12 protein-coding genes and 1 pseudogene are annotated in these 16876 nt (G+C 72.0%); all 13 read left to right on the plus strand.

Translation table 11 applies throughout. The features are described 5' to 3' along the window. The first annotated feature begins 874 nt into the window (after positions 1-874). Complete coding sequence (ndk, locus tag ABZT47_RS39475; RefSeq protein ID WP_354853678.1) at positions 875-1285, plus strand: nucleoside-diphosphate kinase; 411 nt, start codon at positions 875-877, stop codon at positions 1283-1285. Between the two features lie 268 nt (positions 1286-1553). Next, positions 1554-2585 carry a rod shape-determining protein gene (locus tag ABZT47_RS39480; protein WP_354853681.1) on the plus strand — a complete coding sequence of 344 codons (1032 nt, stop codon included), beginning with the start codon at positions 1554-1556 and terminating at the stop codon, positions 2583-2585. Between the two features lie 34 nt (positions 2586-2619). Next, on the plus strand, positions 2620-3972 hold the full coding sequence (locus ABZT47_RS39485) for a rod shape-determining protein MreC (RefSeq protein WP_354853684.1): 1353 nt from the start codon (positions 2620-2622) through the stop codon (positions 3970-3972). 467 nt (positions 3973-4439) lie between these two features. Further along, on the plus strand, positions 4440-4967 hold the full coding sequence (gene mreD / locus ABZT47_RS39490) for a rod shape-determining protein MreD (RefSeq protein ID WP_354853704.1): 528 nt from the start codon (positions 4440-4442) through the stop codon (positions 4965-4967). Then, a complete protein-coding gene (mrdA, locus tag ABZT47_RS39495; protein WP_354853686.1) occupies positions 4964-7012 on the plus strand; it encodes a penicillin-binding protein 2 in 2049 nt (682 codons plus the stop codon). Before mreD ends, mrdA begins: the two co-directional genes overlap by 4 nt. Further along, complete coding sequence (gene rodA, locus ABZT47_RS39500) at positions 7009-8172, plus strand: rod shape-determining protein RodA (protein WP_354853689.1); 1164 nt, start codon at positions 7009-7011, stop codon at positions 8170-8172. Before mrdA ends, rodA begins: the two co-directional genes overlap by 4 nt. A gap of 93 nt (positions 8173-8265) precedes the next feature. Then, the gene (locus tag ABZT47_RS39505) at positions 8266-10191 is read left to right on the plus strand and encodes a TIGR03960 family B12-binding radical SAM protein (protein WP_354853692.1); all 1926 of its coding nucleotides are present in this window, start codon (positions 8266-8268) and stop codon (positions 10189-10191) included. 153 nt (positions 10192-10344) lie between these two features. Then, the gene (locus ABZT47_RS39510) at positions 10345-11118 is read left to right on the plus strand and encodes a TIGR03936 family radical SAM-associated protein (RefSeq protein WP_354853695.1); all 774 of its coding nucleotides are present in this window, start codon (positions 10345-10347) and stop codon (positions 11116-11118) included. Positions 11119-11221: 103 nt separating this feature from the next. After that, positions 11222-14209: an Rne/Rng family ribonuclease gene (locus tag ABZT47_RS39515; RefSeq protein WP_354853698.1), complete on the plus strand. Its 2988-nt coding sequence runs from the start codon at positions 11222-11224 to the stop codon at positions 14207-14209. Positions 14210-14397: 188 nt separating this feature from the next. After that, a complete protein-coding gene (gene rplU, locus ABZT47_RS39520; protein WP_354853706.1) occupies positions 14398-14712 on the plus strand; it encodes a 50S ribosomal protein L21 in 315 nt (104 codons plus the stop codon). Positions 14713-14724: 12 nt separating this feature from the next. Further along, positions 14725-14982 carry a 50S ribosomal protein L27 gene (gene rpmA, locus ABZT47_RS39525; protein ID WP_184979518.1) on the plus strand — a complete coding sequence of 86 codons (258 nt, stop codon included), beginning with the start codon at positions 14725-14727 and terminating at the stop codon, positions 14980-14982. A gap of 184 nt (positions 14983-15166) precedes the next feature. Then, complete coding sequence (gene obgE / locus ABZT47_RS39530; protein WP_354853701.1) at positions 15167-16555, plus strand: GTPase ObgE; 1389 nt, start codon at positions 15167-15169, stop codon at positions 16553-16555. A 98-nt stretch (positions 16556-16653) separates the two neighbouring features. Next, positions 16654-16876, plus strand: a pseudogene (locus ABZT47_RS39535) (hypothetical protein); the annotation flags it as partial.

Below are 16876 nucleotides of genomic sequence, written 5' to 3' on the forward strand. Positions count from 1 at the left end.
TGTCCCCTCACGAGGCTCGGATGCCGCCTCACGAGGCTCGGATGTCCCCTCACGAGGCTCGGATGCCGCCTCACGAGGCTCGGATGTCCCCTCACGAGGCTCGGATGCCGCCTCACGAGGCTCGGATGTCCCCTCACGGGGCCGCCCGGATGCCGATTCACGGGGCCCGGATGTCTCCTCGGCGGGCGCCTTGGCGCCAACGCCAGGGCGAGCGCCTTCGGCAACGGGTTCCACCGTTCCGCGGCCAGGGTGGTCGCCTTCGGCGGCGGGTTCTTCCGCTCCGCCCGTGACTCCACCGGGCCACCCGGCGACCTCGGCCGGCCGGGGCGCGGCCCACGCCGCGGCGGGCCCGCCGGACACCGAGGCGGATGCCGGGTCTGAGGGGCCGACAGATGGCGACACCGCGGTGCTTCCGGCCGTTCCGCCGCCGGGCTCGGGCGGTGACACCGCAGAACTACCGGCCGTCCCACCGCCGGCCTCCTGTCCGGAGGAGACCCCAGGGCCGGACGGCCTCGCCCGCTGAGGTCGGCTCCCCTCCGCATCCGCGCGCTGCGGTCGGCTCATCTCCCCATCCGCCCGCTGCGGCTGCCCACCTCCTCATCCTCGCGCTGACCTCATACCCCCGCGCTTGACCTCACCCCCTCGGGTCGACCTCACCCTCGGGACGACGTCACCCTCGCGCTGAGGTCGGCTCACCTAGGATTGTTGCGCTGAGGTCGACTCGCATCTCCGCCCTCGTGGCGTTCCGGCCTCCGGGAGGAGGCGGTGGGGAAGGACGGCGAGGGGGGCGTCGGCCGGTAAGCTGCGCACACGCTTCCCCTTATTCGCCGGCGGCCATGCGCGCCGGCCGGTGAACACAACAAAGGAGATACCTGTGTCCGAGCGCACGCTTGTCCTGATCAAGCCCGACGGCGTCCGCCGTGGCCTCATCGGTGACGTGATCGCCCGCGTGGAGCGCAAGGGCCTCAAGGTCGTGGCCATGGACCTCCGCACGCTCGACGTCGAGACGGCCAAGGCCCATTACGCCGAGCACTCCGAGAAGCCGTTCTTCGGGGAGCTCGTCGACTTCATCACCTCCGGCCCGCTGGTGGCGCTGGTCCTGGAGGGCCCGCGCGCCGTCGAGGCGTTCCGCGCCCTGGCCGGTGCCACCGACCCGGTGAAGTCGGCCCCGGGCACCATCCGCGGCGACCACGCCCTGGAGATCGGCGAGAACATCGTCCACGGGTCCGACTCGCCGGAGTCGGCCGCCCGCGAGGTCAAGATCTTCTTCCCGGACCGCTTCTGAGGTCCGGCCCCGCGTCTTCGAGAACGGCCGCTCTCCAGCGGCCCGGTCTCGACGCGGGGGTGATCCCCAAGGGCCCCGGCGCGGCGCGCCGGGGCCCTTGGCGTCTCGTGGGAGTGTCAGCGCAGGTCGCGGCGATGACGCCCGGTAAAGGACGCCAATTTTTCTCGGCTCGCACGGCTCGTTGCCCTCACAGGTGGGTACGTCACGTTACGATTCGAATGCGAATCGTAATCTCTCGCGAACGACCTGAAGGAAGGTTTCCTTCCCCATGGGCAGCAAGCTGGCATTCCTCGGCCGTGACATGGCCGTCGACCTGGGCACCGCCAACACGTTGGTCTACGTGCGCGGGCGCGGCATCGTGCTCAACGAGCCGTCGGTGGTCGCGATCAACACGACCACCGGCAAGATCGTGGCTGTGGGCATCGAGGCCAAGAGAATGATTGGCCGGACGCCCGGCAACATCGTGGCGATACGCCCGCTGAAGGACGGCGTCATCGCCGACTTCGACGTCACCGAGCGTATGCTGCGCTATTTCATCCAACGGGTGCACAAACGCAGCCATTTCGCCAAGCCGCGCATTATCGTGGCCGTGCCCAGCGGCATCACCGGCGTCGAGCAGCGCGCGGTGAAAGAGGCCGGCTACCAGGCGGGGGCGCGGCGCGTCTACATCATCGAAGAGCCGATGGCGGCCGCCATCGGGGCCCGGCTGCCCGTTCACGAGCCCACCGGGAACATGGTGGTCGACATCGGCGGCGGCACCACCGAGGTGGCGATCATCTCGATGGGCGGCATCGTGACCAGCCAGTCCATCCGCGTCGGGGGTGACGAGCTCGACCAGGCGATCATGTCGTTCGCCAAGAAGGAGTACTCCCTGATGCTCGGGGAGCGCACCGCCGAGGAGATCAAGATCGCCATCGGCTCGGCGTGCCCGACCGGCGACGACTGCCACGCCGAGATCCGGGGGCGAGACCTGGTCACCGGGCTGCCCAAGACGATCGTGGTGTCGGCCGACGAGATCCGCAAGGCCACCGAGGAACCCCTCAAGATCATCGTTGACGCGGTCAAGTCGACCCTGGACAAGTGCCCTCCGGAGCTCTCGGGCGACCTGATGGACCGCGGTGTCGCGCTCACCGGCGGCGGCGCCCTGCTCAAGGGCATGGACGACCGCCTGCGGGACGAGACCGGCATGCCCATCCACCTCGTGGAGAACGCCCTGGACTCCGTCGCACTCGGCTCGGGCAAGTGCGTCGAGGAGTTCGAGGTCCTGCAGCAGGTGCTGGTGCCGGAGCCGAGACACTGACCGACACCGAGACATTGATGGAGCCGAGACTCTGATGAGGGATACCCGCCGCGCGCGGTTGATCCTCGGCCTGCTGCTGGCGGCGGCGCTCGTCCTGATCACCATCGACCACCGGCAGCGCGAGGACTCCTTGTTCGAGCCCGTCCGCTCGGTGGCGGCGTCGCTGTTCGGCGTCGCCGAGGAGGCCGGCACGGGCGTCGTGCGGCCCGTCGGCGAGTTCATCGACACCTTCTCCTCCGCTCCGGAGTACAAGCGGCGCCTTGCGGCGTTGCGCGCCGAGAACGCGCGGCTGAGGCGCGAGGTGACCGCCAACAGCCTCGACCGCCGCCGGTCGGCCGAGCTGTCCGGCATGCTCGGCCTGTCCGGGCTCGGCGGCTATCGCGTGGTCGCCGCCCAGGTCATCGCCAGGCGGGGCGTGCCGGGGTTCGAGGACGCCGTCGAGATCGACGCGGGCCGGGGTGACGGCGTGCGCACCGAGATGACCGTGCTGAACGGCGACGGCCTGGTCGGCCGGGTGGTGCACACCGGTCCGTCGACCTCCACGGTGGTGCTGCTCACCGACCCGGCCTCGGCGGCGGGGGCGCGGCTGGAGGGCGGGAACCAGATCGGCGTCGTGACCGGGCTCGGACCGGCGGCCGAGGGACGGCTGGTCCGATTCCGGGTGCTGGACTCCACGGCGACGCTGACCGTCGGCCGGCGCATCGTCAGCTTCGGCTCCCAGAACGGCACGCCGTACGCGCCGGGGCTGCCGGTCGGCACCATCGAGCGCGTGGAGCCCACGCCCGGCGAGCTCACCCGCGTCGCCTACGCCCGGCCGTTCGTCGACTTCGGGGCCCTGGACGTGGTCGGGGTCGTGGTACGGGCGCCGCAGCGCGACCCCCGGGACGCGATGCTGCCGCCGGCGCCCCGCAAGGCCGTACGGGCTCCCGTGACCCCGGCTCCCGCGCAGGCGGCGCCGCCCTCCACAGGTCCGACGCCCGCGCCGGGGCCGTCGTCCTCGCCGTCGGCCCGCGCCCGGCGCGAGGAGGCCGAGCAGGACGCTGGACGCGACAGTGGGGAACAGGGCGCGAGACACGACAGTGGGGAACAGGGCGCGAGACGTGACAGGGGGGAACGGGGCGCGGGGAGTGAGCAGGGCGGCCAGGAGGCCGAACGCGAGAAGCTCCGCGGCCTGCCGCGGAGCCCGGCCCACGCACCGCCCCGGTCCGCCCACCGGTCAGACCGGTCCGCACGGACCGGCCGATCCGCTCACGCGTCCGGCCGCCGCGACCCCCGGTCCCGCACACCAGGCCGGGCCGCGATGCCGGGCCGGTCCGTCGCGTCCGGGCGGGCGAAGACGTCCGGACGGCCGGACGCGGCGAAATGGGCGGCGAAGGGGAATGACTGAGCGGCCCCTGCGCGTGAGGCGGGCGGGAGCAAGGGGCCGAGAGAGCGTGTGTGAGCGGCTCCTGTGTGTGCGGTGGAGGGGAGCGGGTGGCGAGGGGTGTGTGTGAGCGGCTCCTGTGTGTGCGGTGGAGGGGAGCGGGTGGCGAGGGGTGTGTGTGAGCGGCCCCTGCGTGAGGCGGGCGGGAGCCGGTGGCGAGGGGTGTTGTGAGCGGCCCTTGCGCGTGAGGCGGGGCTGGAGCGGTGGCGAGGGGTGTGTGAGCGGTCCCTACATATGAGGCGGGGCGGGAGCGGGTGGCGAAGGGGCGTGTGTGAGCGGGTCCGGGGTCTGGGAGCGGGGCGGGTGTGCGCGGGTCGGGGATGTCAAGCGGGGCGGGTGTGAGCGGGTTCGGGTTGTGGAGCAGGGCGTGGAGGAGGGGCCCTTGCGGGTGAGGCGAGCTGGAGCGGCGGGCGAGAGGACATGAAGGCGTGATGCGAGGGATGGCGATGGTGCTGCTCGCCGGCCTCATCATGATCGCGCAGGTGACCGTCGTGAACCGCCTGCCGCTGCCCGGCGGCACCGGCCCCGACCTGATCCTCATGGGGGTGGTCGTGCTCGCCCTGGCCCGCGGCGCGGCGGCGGGCGCGGGCGTCGGGTTCGCCGCCGGCCTGATCGCCGATGTGCTGCCGCCGGCCGCTCACGTCATCGGCCAGTACGCGCTGGTGTTCTGCCTGGCCGGGTACCTGGTGGGCCGGGCGGCCGAGCGGGCGCCCGGCTTCGGGGCGGTCATGGTGATCATCGTGGTGATGCTCGTCCCGTTGCTGGCGGCCGGCATCGGCGGCCTGCTCGGCGATCCCCGCGTCGACTGGACGGCGCTGCTCGGCCTGTGGCCGTCGCTGGTGATGTACAACCTGGCGGTGGCCGTGGTGCTGTTCTGGGTGGTCGCCCGCGCCAACGGTGAGCGGGGCAGGCGCGAGGCCGTTCCCACGGGCGCCTACCCGGTGCGGAGGCGCGCGTGAACCGCGTCCGCGCCCGCCTGGTGGTGCTGCAACTGCTGGTGCTGACGCTGCTGGCGGTGCTGACCGTGCGGCTGTGGCAGGTGCAGGTCGTGCGCGGCCCGAAGTTCGTGGTGGCGGCCACCGAGACGCGTACCCGCGACGTCATCGTCCCGGCGGTGCGGGGCCCGATTCTGGACGCCTCGGGCCGGCCTCTGGTGCGCAACCGCACCGCGCTTGTCGTCTCGGTGGACCGCGCCGAGGTGGAGCGCATGCCCGACGGCGGCGCGGCGGTGCTCAAGCGGCTCGGCGCGGTGCTTGGCCGGCCCGTGAAGGAGCTGCGCGAGCGCATCCGCCCGTGCGGGCCGCACGTGCGGCGCCCGTGCTGGCCGGGCTCGCTGTACTCGCCCATCCCGATCGACGACAAGGTCAGCCCGCGGCAGGCGCTGCAGATCCTGGAGCGGCAGGAGGACTTCCCCGGCGTGATGGCCGAGGTGCAGGCCGTGCGCGAGTACCCCCTCGGCACGGGGGCGTCCCAGACGCTCGGCTACCTCCAGCCGGTCACCGAGGACGAGCTGAAGAAGCGCTCGAAGCTCAAGGCGAACTTCTCCGGCGTCGACCTGGTCGGCCGCGACGGCCTGGAGTTCGTGTACGACGAGGCGCTGCGCGGGTCGCCGGGCCTGCGCCGGATGCAGGTCGACCGCATGGGCAAGGTGCTCGGGGTCGAGCGCCAGACCTCCCCGGTGCCCGGCGACATCCTGATCACCAACATGGACGCCAACGTGCAGAAGGTCGTGGACGAGGCGCTGGCGCACGCCATGAAGAACGCTCCCAAAGCCGACGGCGCCGCGGCCGTCGTCCTGGACGTCAAGACCGGCGGGGTGATCGCGATCGGCAGCGTGCCGACCTACGATCCGGCCGTCTGGGCGGGCGGCATCTCCGAGAAGGACTACCAGCACCTGCTGTCGGAGAAGGCAGGGCTGCCGCTGATCTCCCGCGCCACCCACGGGCAGTACGCGCCGGGCTCGACGTTCAAGGTGTCCTCGGTGTCGGCGATGATCAGGGACGGCTATCCGCTGAAGGGCAAGTACGACTGCCCGGGCGTCTACGACGTCGCCGGCACGGCGTTCCACAACTTCCACGGCATCGGCCTGGGCACGCTGGACCTCCACATGGCGCTCGTGAAGTCCTGCGACACCATCTTCTACAAGGCGGCCTACGAGATGTGGAAGCGGGACGGCGGCCTGACCCCGGTGAAGCATCCCAAGGAGCCGATGACCACCACGGCCAAGGCGTTCGGGTTCGGCAGGAAGACCGGCATCGACCTGCCCGGCGAGGTCCCGGGGCGCATCCCCGGCCGCGCGTGGAAGAAGGCGATGTGGGACGCCACCCACCACCTGAGCTGTCTGCGGGCCAAGAACGGCTATCCCGAGGTGGAGAAGAAGGACCCCGGCCGCGCCGCCTACCTCAAGAGGCTGGCCAACGAGAACTGCCTGGAAGGGATGCAGTGGAAGGCCGCCGAGGCCGCCAACCTGTCCATCGGCCAGGGCGACGTGCTGGTCACGCCGCTGCAGCTCGCCAAGGCCTACGCCGCGCTGGTCGGCGACGGGCGGCTGCGCAGCCCGCGCATCGGCAAGGCGATCGTCCGGCCGGACGGCACCCATGTGCAGGAGATCAAGGCGCCGGTGACCGGCCGGCTGCCGGTCGACAAGGAGACCCGCGACTACATCCGCGCCGCCCTGAGCGAGGTGACCTCGGACGGCACGGCCGCCGGGGCCTTCAGCGGGTTCCCGATGAACGTGGTGAAGATCGGCGGCAAGACCGGCACGGCGGAGGTGTACGGCAAGGAGGACACCTCCTGGTTCGCCTCCTTCGCCCCGGCGAACGACCCGCGGTTCGTGGTCGTCGTCACGGTCTCGCAGGGTGGCCAGGGCGCGATGGCCGCGGCCCCGGCGGCGCGCGAGATCTGGGAGGGCATCTACGGCATCAAGGGGCAGGCCGCCCTGCCCGGGGGCAAACCCGTCGACCGGCTGCCCAAGATCACCAGGGACGGGACGGTGGTGCAGTGAGCCAGGCCCTGGTTCCGCGGAGCCGGTCGCTGGTGCGGCGGGCCATGGGGGCGCACTCGGCGGTGTGGCGGGTGGACGGCGTCCTGCTGGTGGCGGTCCTGGCGCTGTCGGTGATCGGCACGCTGCTGGTGTGGTCGTCCACGCGCACGTGGGCGGCCGGCGCGCCGACCGGCATGGTCAAGAAGCACGTCCTGAACCTGGCCATCGGCTGGGTGCTGTGCGGCATCACGGCGCTGGCCGACCAGCGGACGCTGCGCATCTACGCGCCGGCGGTCTACGGGGTGTCGCTGCTCGGGCTGCTGGCGGTGATCACGCCGCTCGGGTCGACGATCAACGGCTCCCATTCGTGGATCCTGCTGGGCGGCGGGTTCGCGGTGCAGCCGTCTGAGCTGGCCAAGCCCGCGCTGATCCTCATGCTGAGCGCGCTGCTCGCCGAGCCCGTGCCCGGCACCGACCGGCCCCGCCCGCTGGACCTCCTGCTGTGCGCCGCCGCGGCGGCGATCGCGATGGGGCTGGTCATGCTGCAGCCCGACTTCGGCACCACGATGGTGCTGGCCGTCATCACGGCGGCGGCCATGATCTTCGCCGGGCTGCGCAAGCGCTACATCGCCGGCCTGGCCGTGCTGGCGCTGGCGGGCGCGGCCGCGGTGTGGCTCTTCGGCCTGCTCAAGCCGTACCAGATCGCGCGGTTCACCGCGTTCATCAATCCGGCCAACGACCCGCGCGGAGCCGGGTACAACAGCACGCAGTCGCTGATCGCGATCGGCTCGGGGGAACTGTTCGGCAAGGGGCTGTTCCACGGCGGCCAGACCACCGGCCGCTTCGTTCCCGAGCAGCACACCGACTTCATCTTCACCGTGGTGGGGGAGGAGTTCGGGTTCCTCGGCGCGGTCACCGTGGTCGCGCTGCTCGGGGTGGTGCTGCTGCGGGGCCTGCGCATCGCCCGCCGCTCGGAGGACCGCTTCAGCGCGATGGCGGTGGGGGGCGTGGTGTGCTGGTTCGCCTTCCAGACCTTCGTCAACGTCGGCATGACCATCGGCATCATGCCGATCACCGGGGTGCCGCTGCCGTTCGTGTCGTACGGGGGCACGGCCACGTTCGCCAACATGATCGCCCTCGGCGTGCTGCAGGCCGTGCACATCCGCGAACGCCCCTTCTGAGGCGCCCGATGACGCCCGGAGGAGGGCATGGCGCACGCCTTCGGGCGGGTGTGCTGGCGCGAGAGGAGGCGGGCAGCAACTAACCTTAATCGCATGTCTGTCGAGTCGCTGTTTCCCCGCCTGGAAGCGCTCCTGCCCAGCGTGCAGAAGCCGATCCAGTATGTCGGTGGTGAACTTAATTCGACCGTCAAGGAGTGGGACGAGGCATCTGTCCGCTGGGCGCTGATGTATCCGGACGCCTACGAGGTTGGCCTGCCCAACCAGGGTGTCCAGATCCTTTACGAGATCCTCAACGAGCTGCCCGGCACGCTGGCCGAGCGCACCTACACGGTGTGGCCCGACCTCGAGGCGCTCATGCGCGAGCACGGCGTGCCGCAGTTCACGGTCGACGCCCATCGCCCGGTGCGGGCCTTCGACGTGCTCGGCGTGTCGTTCTCCACCGAGCTCGGCTACACCAACATGCTCACCGCGCTCGATCTGGCCGGCATTCCGTTCGACGCGGTCGACCGCGGCGACGACGACCCGATCGTGCTGGCCGGCGGGCACGCCGCGTTCAACCCCGAGCCGATCGCCGACTTCCTGGACGCCGCGGTGCTCGGCGACGGCGAGCAGATCGCCATCGCCATCTCCGAGGTGATCCGCGAGTGGAAGGGCGAGGGCCGGCCGGGCGGCCGCGACGAGCTGCTCATGCGGCTGGCCTCGACCGGCGGGGTGTACGTCCCGAAGTTCTACGACGTCGAGTACCACCCCGACGGGCGCATCAAGCGGGTCGCGCCGAACAGGTCCGGGGTGCCGTGGCGGGTGCAGAAGCACACCGTGATGGATCTCGACGAGTGGCCGTATCCGAAGAAGCCGCTGGTCCCGCTGGCCGAGACCGTGCACGAGCGGTTCAGCGTCGAGATCTTCCGCGGCTGCACGCGCGGCTGCCGGTTCTGCCAGGCCGGCATGATCACCCGTCCGGTGCGCGAGCGGTCGATCACCACGATCGGCGACATGGTCGAGGCCGGCGTCAAGGAGTCCGGCTTCAACGAGGTCGGCCTGCTCTCGCTGTCCAGCGCCGACCACTCCGAGATCGCCGAGGTCGCCAAGGGCCTGGCCGACCGCTACGAGGGCACCAACACCAGCCTGTCGCTGCCCTCCACGCGCGTCGACGCCTTCAACATCGACCTGGCCAACGAGTTCTCGCGGGGCGGCCGCCGCTCGGGCCTGACGTTCGCGCCCGAGGGCGGGTCCGAGCGCATGCGCAAGGTCATCAACAAGATGGTCACCGAGGAAGACCTGATCCGCACCGTCACCACGGCCTACAGCCAGGGGTGGCGGCAGGTGAAGCTCTACTTCATGTGCGGCCTGCCCACCGAGACCGACGAGGACGTGCTCGGCATCGCCGACCTGGCCAAGAAGGTCATCAAGGCGGGGCGCGAGGCCACCGGTTCGCGTGACATCCGCTGCACGGTGTCCATCGGCGGGTTCGTGCCCAAGCCGCACACCCCGTTCCAGTGGGCCGCCCAGTGCGACCACGAGACCGTCGACAGCCGGCTCAAGCAGCTCAGGGACGCCCTGCGCTCCGACAAGGAGTACGGCAAGGCCATCGGCTACCGCTACCACGACGGCCAGCCCTCCATCGTCGAGGGTCTGCTGTCGCGGGGCGACCGCCGGGTCGGCGCGGTGATCAGGGCCGTCTGGGAGGACGGCGGCCGGTTCGACGGCTGGAGCGAGCACTTCTCCTACGCGCGCTGGATGTCCTGCGCCGAGCGGGTGCTGGCCGGCGGGCCGGTGGACGTCGACTGGTACACCACCCGCGAGCGCGAGGAGGTCGAGGTGCTCCCCTGGGATCACCTGGACGCCGGCCTCGACCGCGAGTGGCTGTGGCAGGACTGGCAGGACGCCGTCGACGACGAGACCGAGGTCGAGGACTGCCGCTGGACCCCCTGTTACGACTGCGGTGTCTGTCCCACCATGGGGACCGAGATCCAGATCGGCCCGACCGGCAGGAAGCTGCTTCCGCTCTCGGTGGTGTGAGCTTCGTCCGCGGCCCCGCCCGGGGCGGCCGGCCGCGCCAGATGGAAGCGAACACCGCCCGTGGCCGTTGACTAGGAGAGAAACCCGGTCATCATCTGAGAAAGGATCACTTAACTGAGAAACCCCGTTCCTGATGGGCCTCCGCCCGCGCCCGTGGTGCAGCGCCTTCGCGTGCGCTACGCCAAGCGCGGCCGGCTGCGGTTCACCAGCCATCGAGACATCTCGCGCGCCATCGAACGAGCGGTGCGCCGGTCCGGCATCCCGGTCGGCTTCAGCGCGGGATTCACCCCCCATCCGAAGATCTCCTATGCGGGAGCCGCCCCCACGGGGGTGGCGAGTGAGGCCGAATACCTCGAGATCGGCGTCGTGACGCCCTGCGAGCCCGAGCGGCTGCGTGGCGACCTCGACGCGTCGCTGCCGCCGGGGCTGGACGTGCTCGACGTCGTCGAGGCGCGCGCCGGCAGCCTGGCCGACCGGCTCGAGTGCTCGGTGTGGGAGGTCCGCCTCTCCGGGGCCGACCCGCGGGCCGCGCTGGCCGCGGCCGATCTCTTCCTGGCCGCCGAGCGTGTCGAGGTCGAGCGCATGACCAAGAAGGGCCTGCGCCGCTTCGACGCCAGAGCGGCCGTCGTCACATTGACGGCCCATGATGGAACGGAACAAACGGCGGGCCGGGAGCCCAGCCCGCCATGTGCGATACTTCGTATGGTTGTACGGCACGTGACACCTGCCGTTCGACCCGACGACGTGCTCACGGGTCTGCGACTTGTGGCCGACTTCGCGCCGCCGTCACCCCCCGCGGTGACCCGGCTGGCGCAGGGGCCGCTCGACGCGCGCACCGGTGGGACCGCCGACCCGCTCGACCTGGACCGCGACGTGCGCGGCGGCGAGCCGGGACCGGCTGTGCGGCACGTCGCTGACCACAAATAGGACTTGGTGCCGGGCCCCGCGAGGCGGCCTGGCGCACAGCGAGAGACGAGAGCTCCCGCGCGGCGCGGAGACGCGCCCGGGAGCCTGACGGGAGAACGCCCGCATGCTCGACAACGAGCCCATTGTCGGGGCCTACGGCCCTGACGGGGATACAACAGCACAGCAAGAGGCGAAGCCGGTCCGCCGGCGCCGGGCGGCGAGCCGCCCGGCCGGTCCGCCGCCCGAGGAGCCCGAGCGCGCTTCGGGTCTGGTGACGGCTCCGCAGCAGGCCCCCGCCGACACGGCGGCCCAGCCCGTCGGGGGGGTTCCCGCGCCGCGCGCGGAGGCCGACCCCGAGATGGCGCCTGCGGCGCGGTCCGCCGAGGAGATCGTGCCGGCCGCGAGGAGCGACGAGCAGGTCGTGCCCGCGGCGCGGGCCGAGGAAGGGGCCGAGCCGGCGCAGGCGCCGGCCAAGCGCGCCACCAGGTCGCGCCGCGTCACCGCCAAGGATCCCGACGCGCCGGCGGCCACGCGGCGCACGCGCACGACCAGGAAGGCCGCCGCGCCGGCCGAGATCGACGAGACAGCCGTGAGCGCGCAGGAGGCACCGGCCCCCGTGACCGAGGCCCCCGCCGCGGCGCAGGAGCCCGCCGCGCCCGCCGCCCCGGAGGAGGCCGCCCCGGCCGCCCCGGCGCGCCGCAGGCGCACCAGGAAGACCGCCGAGGCCGCCGAGGCCGCCGAGGCCGCCGAGGCTCCGGCGGAGCGTGCCGTCGCCGCCGAGCCGCCGGCCGTCGCGGCCGAGACGCCGCCCGCGGTGTCCGAGCAGGTCACGCCCGAGATCATCGAGGCGCTTCCCGCCGAGGAGCCGCTGGACGACGAGCCCGCCGGTGAGGACGTCGCCGAGGAGGCCCGTCCGCAGGGCGCGGTGTTCGCCGACCCGTTCGGCCTGAGCGCCGTCTCCGAGGCGCGCATCGCTCCGGCCGTCACCTTCCAGGCCCCCGCCGCGGTGTTCCAGCCGATCTTCCAGGCGCCCGAGCCGCGCGCGGCCGTGCCGCACGTGCCCGAGCCCCGGCCCCACGCGAAGCCCGAACCCGAGCCTGAGCCGGCCGAGGTCGAGGACGCCGCCGAGGCCGAGGAGCTCGCGGAGGTCGACTCCGACGAGGACGACGAGCAGGAGGACGACGCGGCCGGTCGCCGTCGTCGCCGCCGCAGGGGAGGCCGCGGCCGGAAGGTGCGCGAGCACGACGAGGCCGACGACCTCGAGGACGCGGGCGACGAGGGGCAGGACGCCTCCGCCGAGCAGGCGCAGCCGGCCGCCGAGGCCGCCGGCGACCAGGACGACGACGAATCCGGCACCTCCCGCCGCCGCCGTCGCCGCCGCCGCAGGGGCGGGGACGAGGGCGAGGCCACCGTCGACGACCCGCCGAACACCGTGGTGCGCATCCGCGCGCCCCGGGCCGGCCGTCCGGTGTCGGTGGACGAGGTGCAGGGTTTCCGCGGCTCCACCCGCCTCGAGGCCAAGAAGCAGCGCCGCCGGGAGGGCCGCGAGCAGGGCCGGCGCCGCCCGCCTGTGATCACCGAGTCGGAGTTCCTGGCCCGCCGCGAGAGCGTCGAGCGGGTCATGGTCGTGCGCCGCCAGGGCGGCCGCACCCAGATCGCGGTGCTGGAGGACGGCGTCCTGGTCGAGCACTACGTCGACCGCGAGGCCAGCCAGTCCTACGTCGGCAACGTCTACCTGGGCAAGGTGCAGAACGTCCTGCCGTCGATGGAGGCCGCCTTCATCGACGTCGGCAAGGGCCGCAACGCCGTCCTGTACGCCGGTGAGGTCAACTTCGACACCGCGGGCCTGGAGGGCCAGCCCAAGCGCATCGAGGCGGCGCTGAAGTCCGGCCAGTCGGTGCTGGTCCAGGTCACCAAGGACCCCATGGGCCACAAGGGCGCCCGTCTGACCAGCCAGATCAGCCTTCCGGGCCGCTACCTGGTCTACGTGCCCGACGGCTCGATGACCGGCATCAGCCGCAAGCTCCCCGACAAGGAGCGCAGCAGGCTCAAGGCCATCCTGAAGAAGGTCATGCCCGAGAACGCCGGCGTGATCGTGCGCACCGCCGCCGAGGGCGCCTCGGAGGACGAGCTCAGCCGCGACGTCGCCCGCCTTTCGGCGCAGTGGGAGAACATCCAGCGCAAGGCCAAGTCGGCCAGCCCGCCGGAGCTGCTGTCCTCCGAGCCCGACCTGACGGTGCGCGTGGTGCGCGATGTGTTCAACGAGGACTTCTCCTCGCTGGTCGTGGCCGGCGACGAGGTGTGGGGCACGGTGGACGAGTACGTCCGCTACGTCGCGCCGCACCTGGCCGACCGCCTCAGCAAGTGGGAGGACGGCGACGTCTTCGCGGCCTACCGCATCGACGAGCAGATCGCCAAGGCGATGGAGCGCAAGGTGTGGCTGCCGAGCGGCGGCTCGCTGGTCATCGACCGCACCGAGGCGATGACCGTGGTCGACGTCAACACCGGCAAGTTCACCGGTCAGGGCGGCAACCTGGAGGAGACGGTCACCAGGAACAACCTGGAGGCCGCCGAGGAGATCGTCCGCCAGCTGCGGCTGCGCGACATCGGCGGCATCATCGTCGTCGACTTCATCGACATGGTGCTCGAGAGCAACCGCGACCTGGTGCTGCGGCGCATGCTCGAGTGCCTGGCCCGCGACCGCACCAAGCACCAGGTGGCCGAGGTCACCTCGCTCGGCCTGGTGCAGATGACCCGCAAGCGGGTCGGCCAGGGCCTGCTGGAGGCCTTCTCGACGCCCTGCGACTGCTGCCACGGCCGCGGGCTGATCGTCTCCACCGAGCCGGTGGAGTCCAAGGCCATCGAGCCCAGGGCCACCCAGGGCAAGATGGCGGTGGAGAAGGCCGTCGCCGAGAAGCTCGAGAGGGCCTCCTCCGACAAGCTGGTCAAGGAGGGCGGCATCGCGGTCGCCGCGAGCGGTGAGGGCGGTCGTGATAGTGTGACCGATGCCCTTGACGGCTCCGCGGGCGAGGATGGGCAAGCGGCACAGCCTTCCGCCCGGGGGCGGCGACGCTCCCGAAAGGCGACCAGACCGGCAGGGCCGGCCGAATAGGCCGGCAACCCGGCGTACCGTCCGGTTCGACCAGGGCACCAGCAATCCGGTATCCTTGTCAATCGGTGCGTCCGGTGGCGCGCCTAGCTTCGCGCGCCTACCCGGTTCGCCGGTCGTGTGTATTCGACGGGAGCTGGATGCAGAGGCGCAGCGTTCAGCGAGCAATTAGCCAGAAGAAGGGTTCCGCGGTGTACGCGATCGTTCGTTGCGGCGGCAGGCAGCAGAAGGTCTCCGTCGGTGACGTCCTCGAGGTAGACAAGGTCGCCGGTGAGGTCGGCTCCACGGTGTCGCTGGCGCCGGTGCTCGTCGTCAACGACGGCGATGTCACCACCGACGCTGCCACGCTTGGCAAGTTCGAGGTGACCGCCGAGATTCTCGGCGAGACCAAGGGCCCCAAGATCCACATCCTCAAGTACAAGAACAAGACCGGTTACAAGAAGCGCCAGGGTCACCGTCAGCGGTACACCCAGGTGAAGGTCACCGGCATCAACCCCGGGAAGTAGTGGTAGCGAACCATGGCACACAAGAAGGGCGCATCGTCCACCCGGAACGGCCGTGACTCCAACGCCCAGCGGCTCGGGGTCAAGCGTTTCGGCGGGCAGCTCGTCAACGCCGGCGAGATCATCGTCCGCCAGCGCGGCACCCACTTCCACCCGGGCGACAACGTCGGCCGTGGCGGCGACGACACGCTGTTCGCGCTGGTCGCGGGCCACGTGCAGTTCGGCAACAAGCGCGGCCGTCGCGCCGTGAGCATCGTCCCGGCCGCGGAGTAGATCCGCCGGCAGCGAGACACGGGCCGCCGGGCCGCGCGTGAGCGCGGCGGCGGCCGAGACAGAACGTTGATGAGGCGGATCGACTTCTCGATCCGCCTCATCGTCGTGAGGGGGGCTGTATCGGCGCCCGGCGCGGCGGTGAACGGCGCGGGCCGAACGGCCGCGCCGGTGAGAAGGAGTGACGGTGGCGGAGTTCGTGGACCAGGTGGTCCTCTACATCAAGGCCGGTGACGGGGGAAACGGCTGCGCCTCGATCCACCGCGAGAAGTTCAAGCCGCTCGGCGGCCCCGACGGCGGCAACGGGGGCCGCGGGGGCGATGTGATCCTCGAGGTCGATGCCAACACCTCCACCCTGCTCGACTACCACCACCGGCCGCACCGCAAGGCCGCCAACGGCAAGCAGGGCATGGGCGCCAACCGCGACGGCGCCACCGGCGAGGACGTGGTGCTCAAGGTGCCCAACGGCACCGTCGTCAAGGACGCCAAGACCGGCGAGGCGCTGATCGACCTGGTCGGCGCCGGCACGCGGTACGTCGTGGCCCAGGGCGGGCACGGAGGGCTCGGCAACGCCGCGCTGGCCTCGGCCAGGCGCAAGGCCCCCGGGTTCGCGCTGCTCGGCGAGAACGGCGACGAGCGCGAGGTCGTCCTTGAGCTGAAGACGGTCGCCGACGTGGCGCTCGTCGGGTTCCCCAACGCGGGCAAGTCCTCGCTCATCGCGGCCCTCAGCGCCGCCCGTCCCAAGATCGCCGACTATCCGTTCACGACGCTGGTGCCCAACCTCGGCGTCGTCACGGCGGGCGAGACGGTGTTCACCGTCGCCGACGTCCCCGGGCTGATCCCCGGCGCCTCCGAGGGGCGCGGCCTCGGGCACGAGTTCCTGCGCCACGTGGAGCGCTGCTCGACGATCGTCCACGTGCTCGACTGCGCCACCCTGGAGCCCGGCCGCGACCCGCTGACCGACTTCTCGGTGATCGAGGCCGAGCTGGCGGCCTACGGCGAGCTGGACGACCGGCCGCGGCTGGCCGTGCTGAACAAGGTCGACGTGCCCGAGGCGCGCGAGTTGGCCGACATGGTGCGGCCGATGCTCGAGGGCAAGGACCTCAAGGTCTTCGAGATCTCCGCGGCCTCGCACGAGGGCCTGCGCGAGCTGTCGTTCGCGATGGCCGAGATGGTGGCGGCCGCCCGGGCCGCCAAGCCGGTCGAGGAGCCGACGCGCCTGGTCATCCGGCCCAAGCAGTACGGCGACGCCGGGTTCGCCGTCAAGCGCGTCGACGCCAACACCTTCCAGGTCACCGGCGAGAAGCCCGAGCGGTGGATCCGCCAGACCGACTTCAGCAACGACGAGGCGGTCGGCTACCTGTCCGACCGGCTCGAGCGGCTCGGCATCGAGAAGGCCCTGAGCGAGGCCGGCGCCAAGGAGGGGGCGGAGGTCGTCATCGGCCCGATGGAGGGCGGCTACCTGTTCGACTGGCGGCCCACCCTCGACGCCGACGCCGCCCAGGGCCCGCGCGGGTCCGACGACCGCGTCGGGATCGCCGAGGCGGCCAGAAACGAGCGCCGCGCGCAGGACTAGCGGCGCCGCCGCGGCGCCCTAGGGGCACGACCGGCGGCGGGCCTGGCCGGCACCAGTGGAGCGGGCCGTGCCCGCACGAGCGAAGGGGAGCGACCGTGATGGACAGCACCGGCCGGGAGCGGGTGGCGCACGCCTCCCGCCTGGTCGTGAAGGTGGGATCGTCCTCACTGACGACCCCGCAGGGCACCATCGACGTCGACCGGGTGGACGCGCTGGTCGACGTGCGCGGCCCGCGCGGCGGGCACCGCGCCCCCCACGGGCGGGGGTGCTCCGGCGCCCGCGCGGGCGGCCGCGCGCTCGGAAGAGAGGGGGGGGGGGGAA

The sequence above is a fragment of the Sphaerisporangium sp. NPDC005289 genome, from assembly GCF_040607455.1.
Taxonomy (GTDB): Bacteria; Actinomycetota; Actinomycetes; order Streptosporangiales; family Streptosporangiaceae; genus Sphaerisporangium; species Sphaerisporangium rhizosphaerae.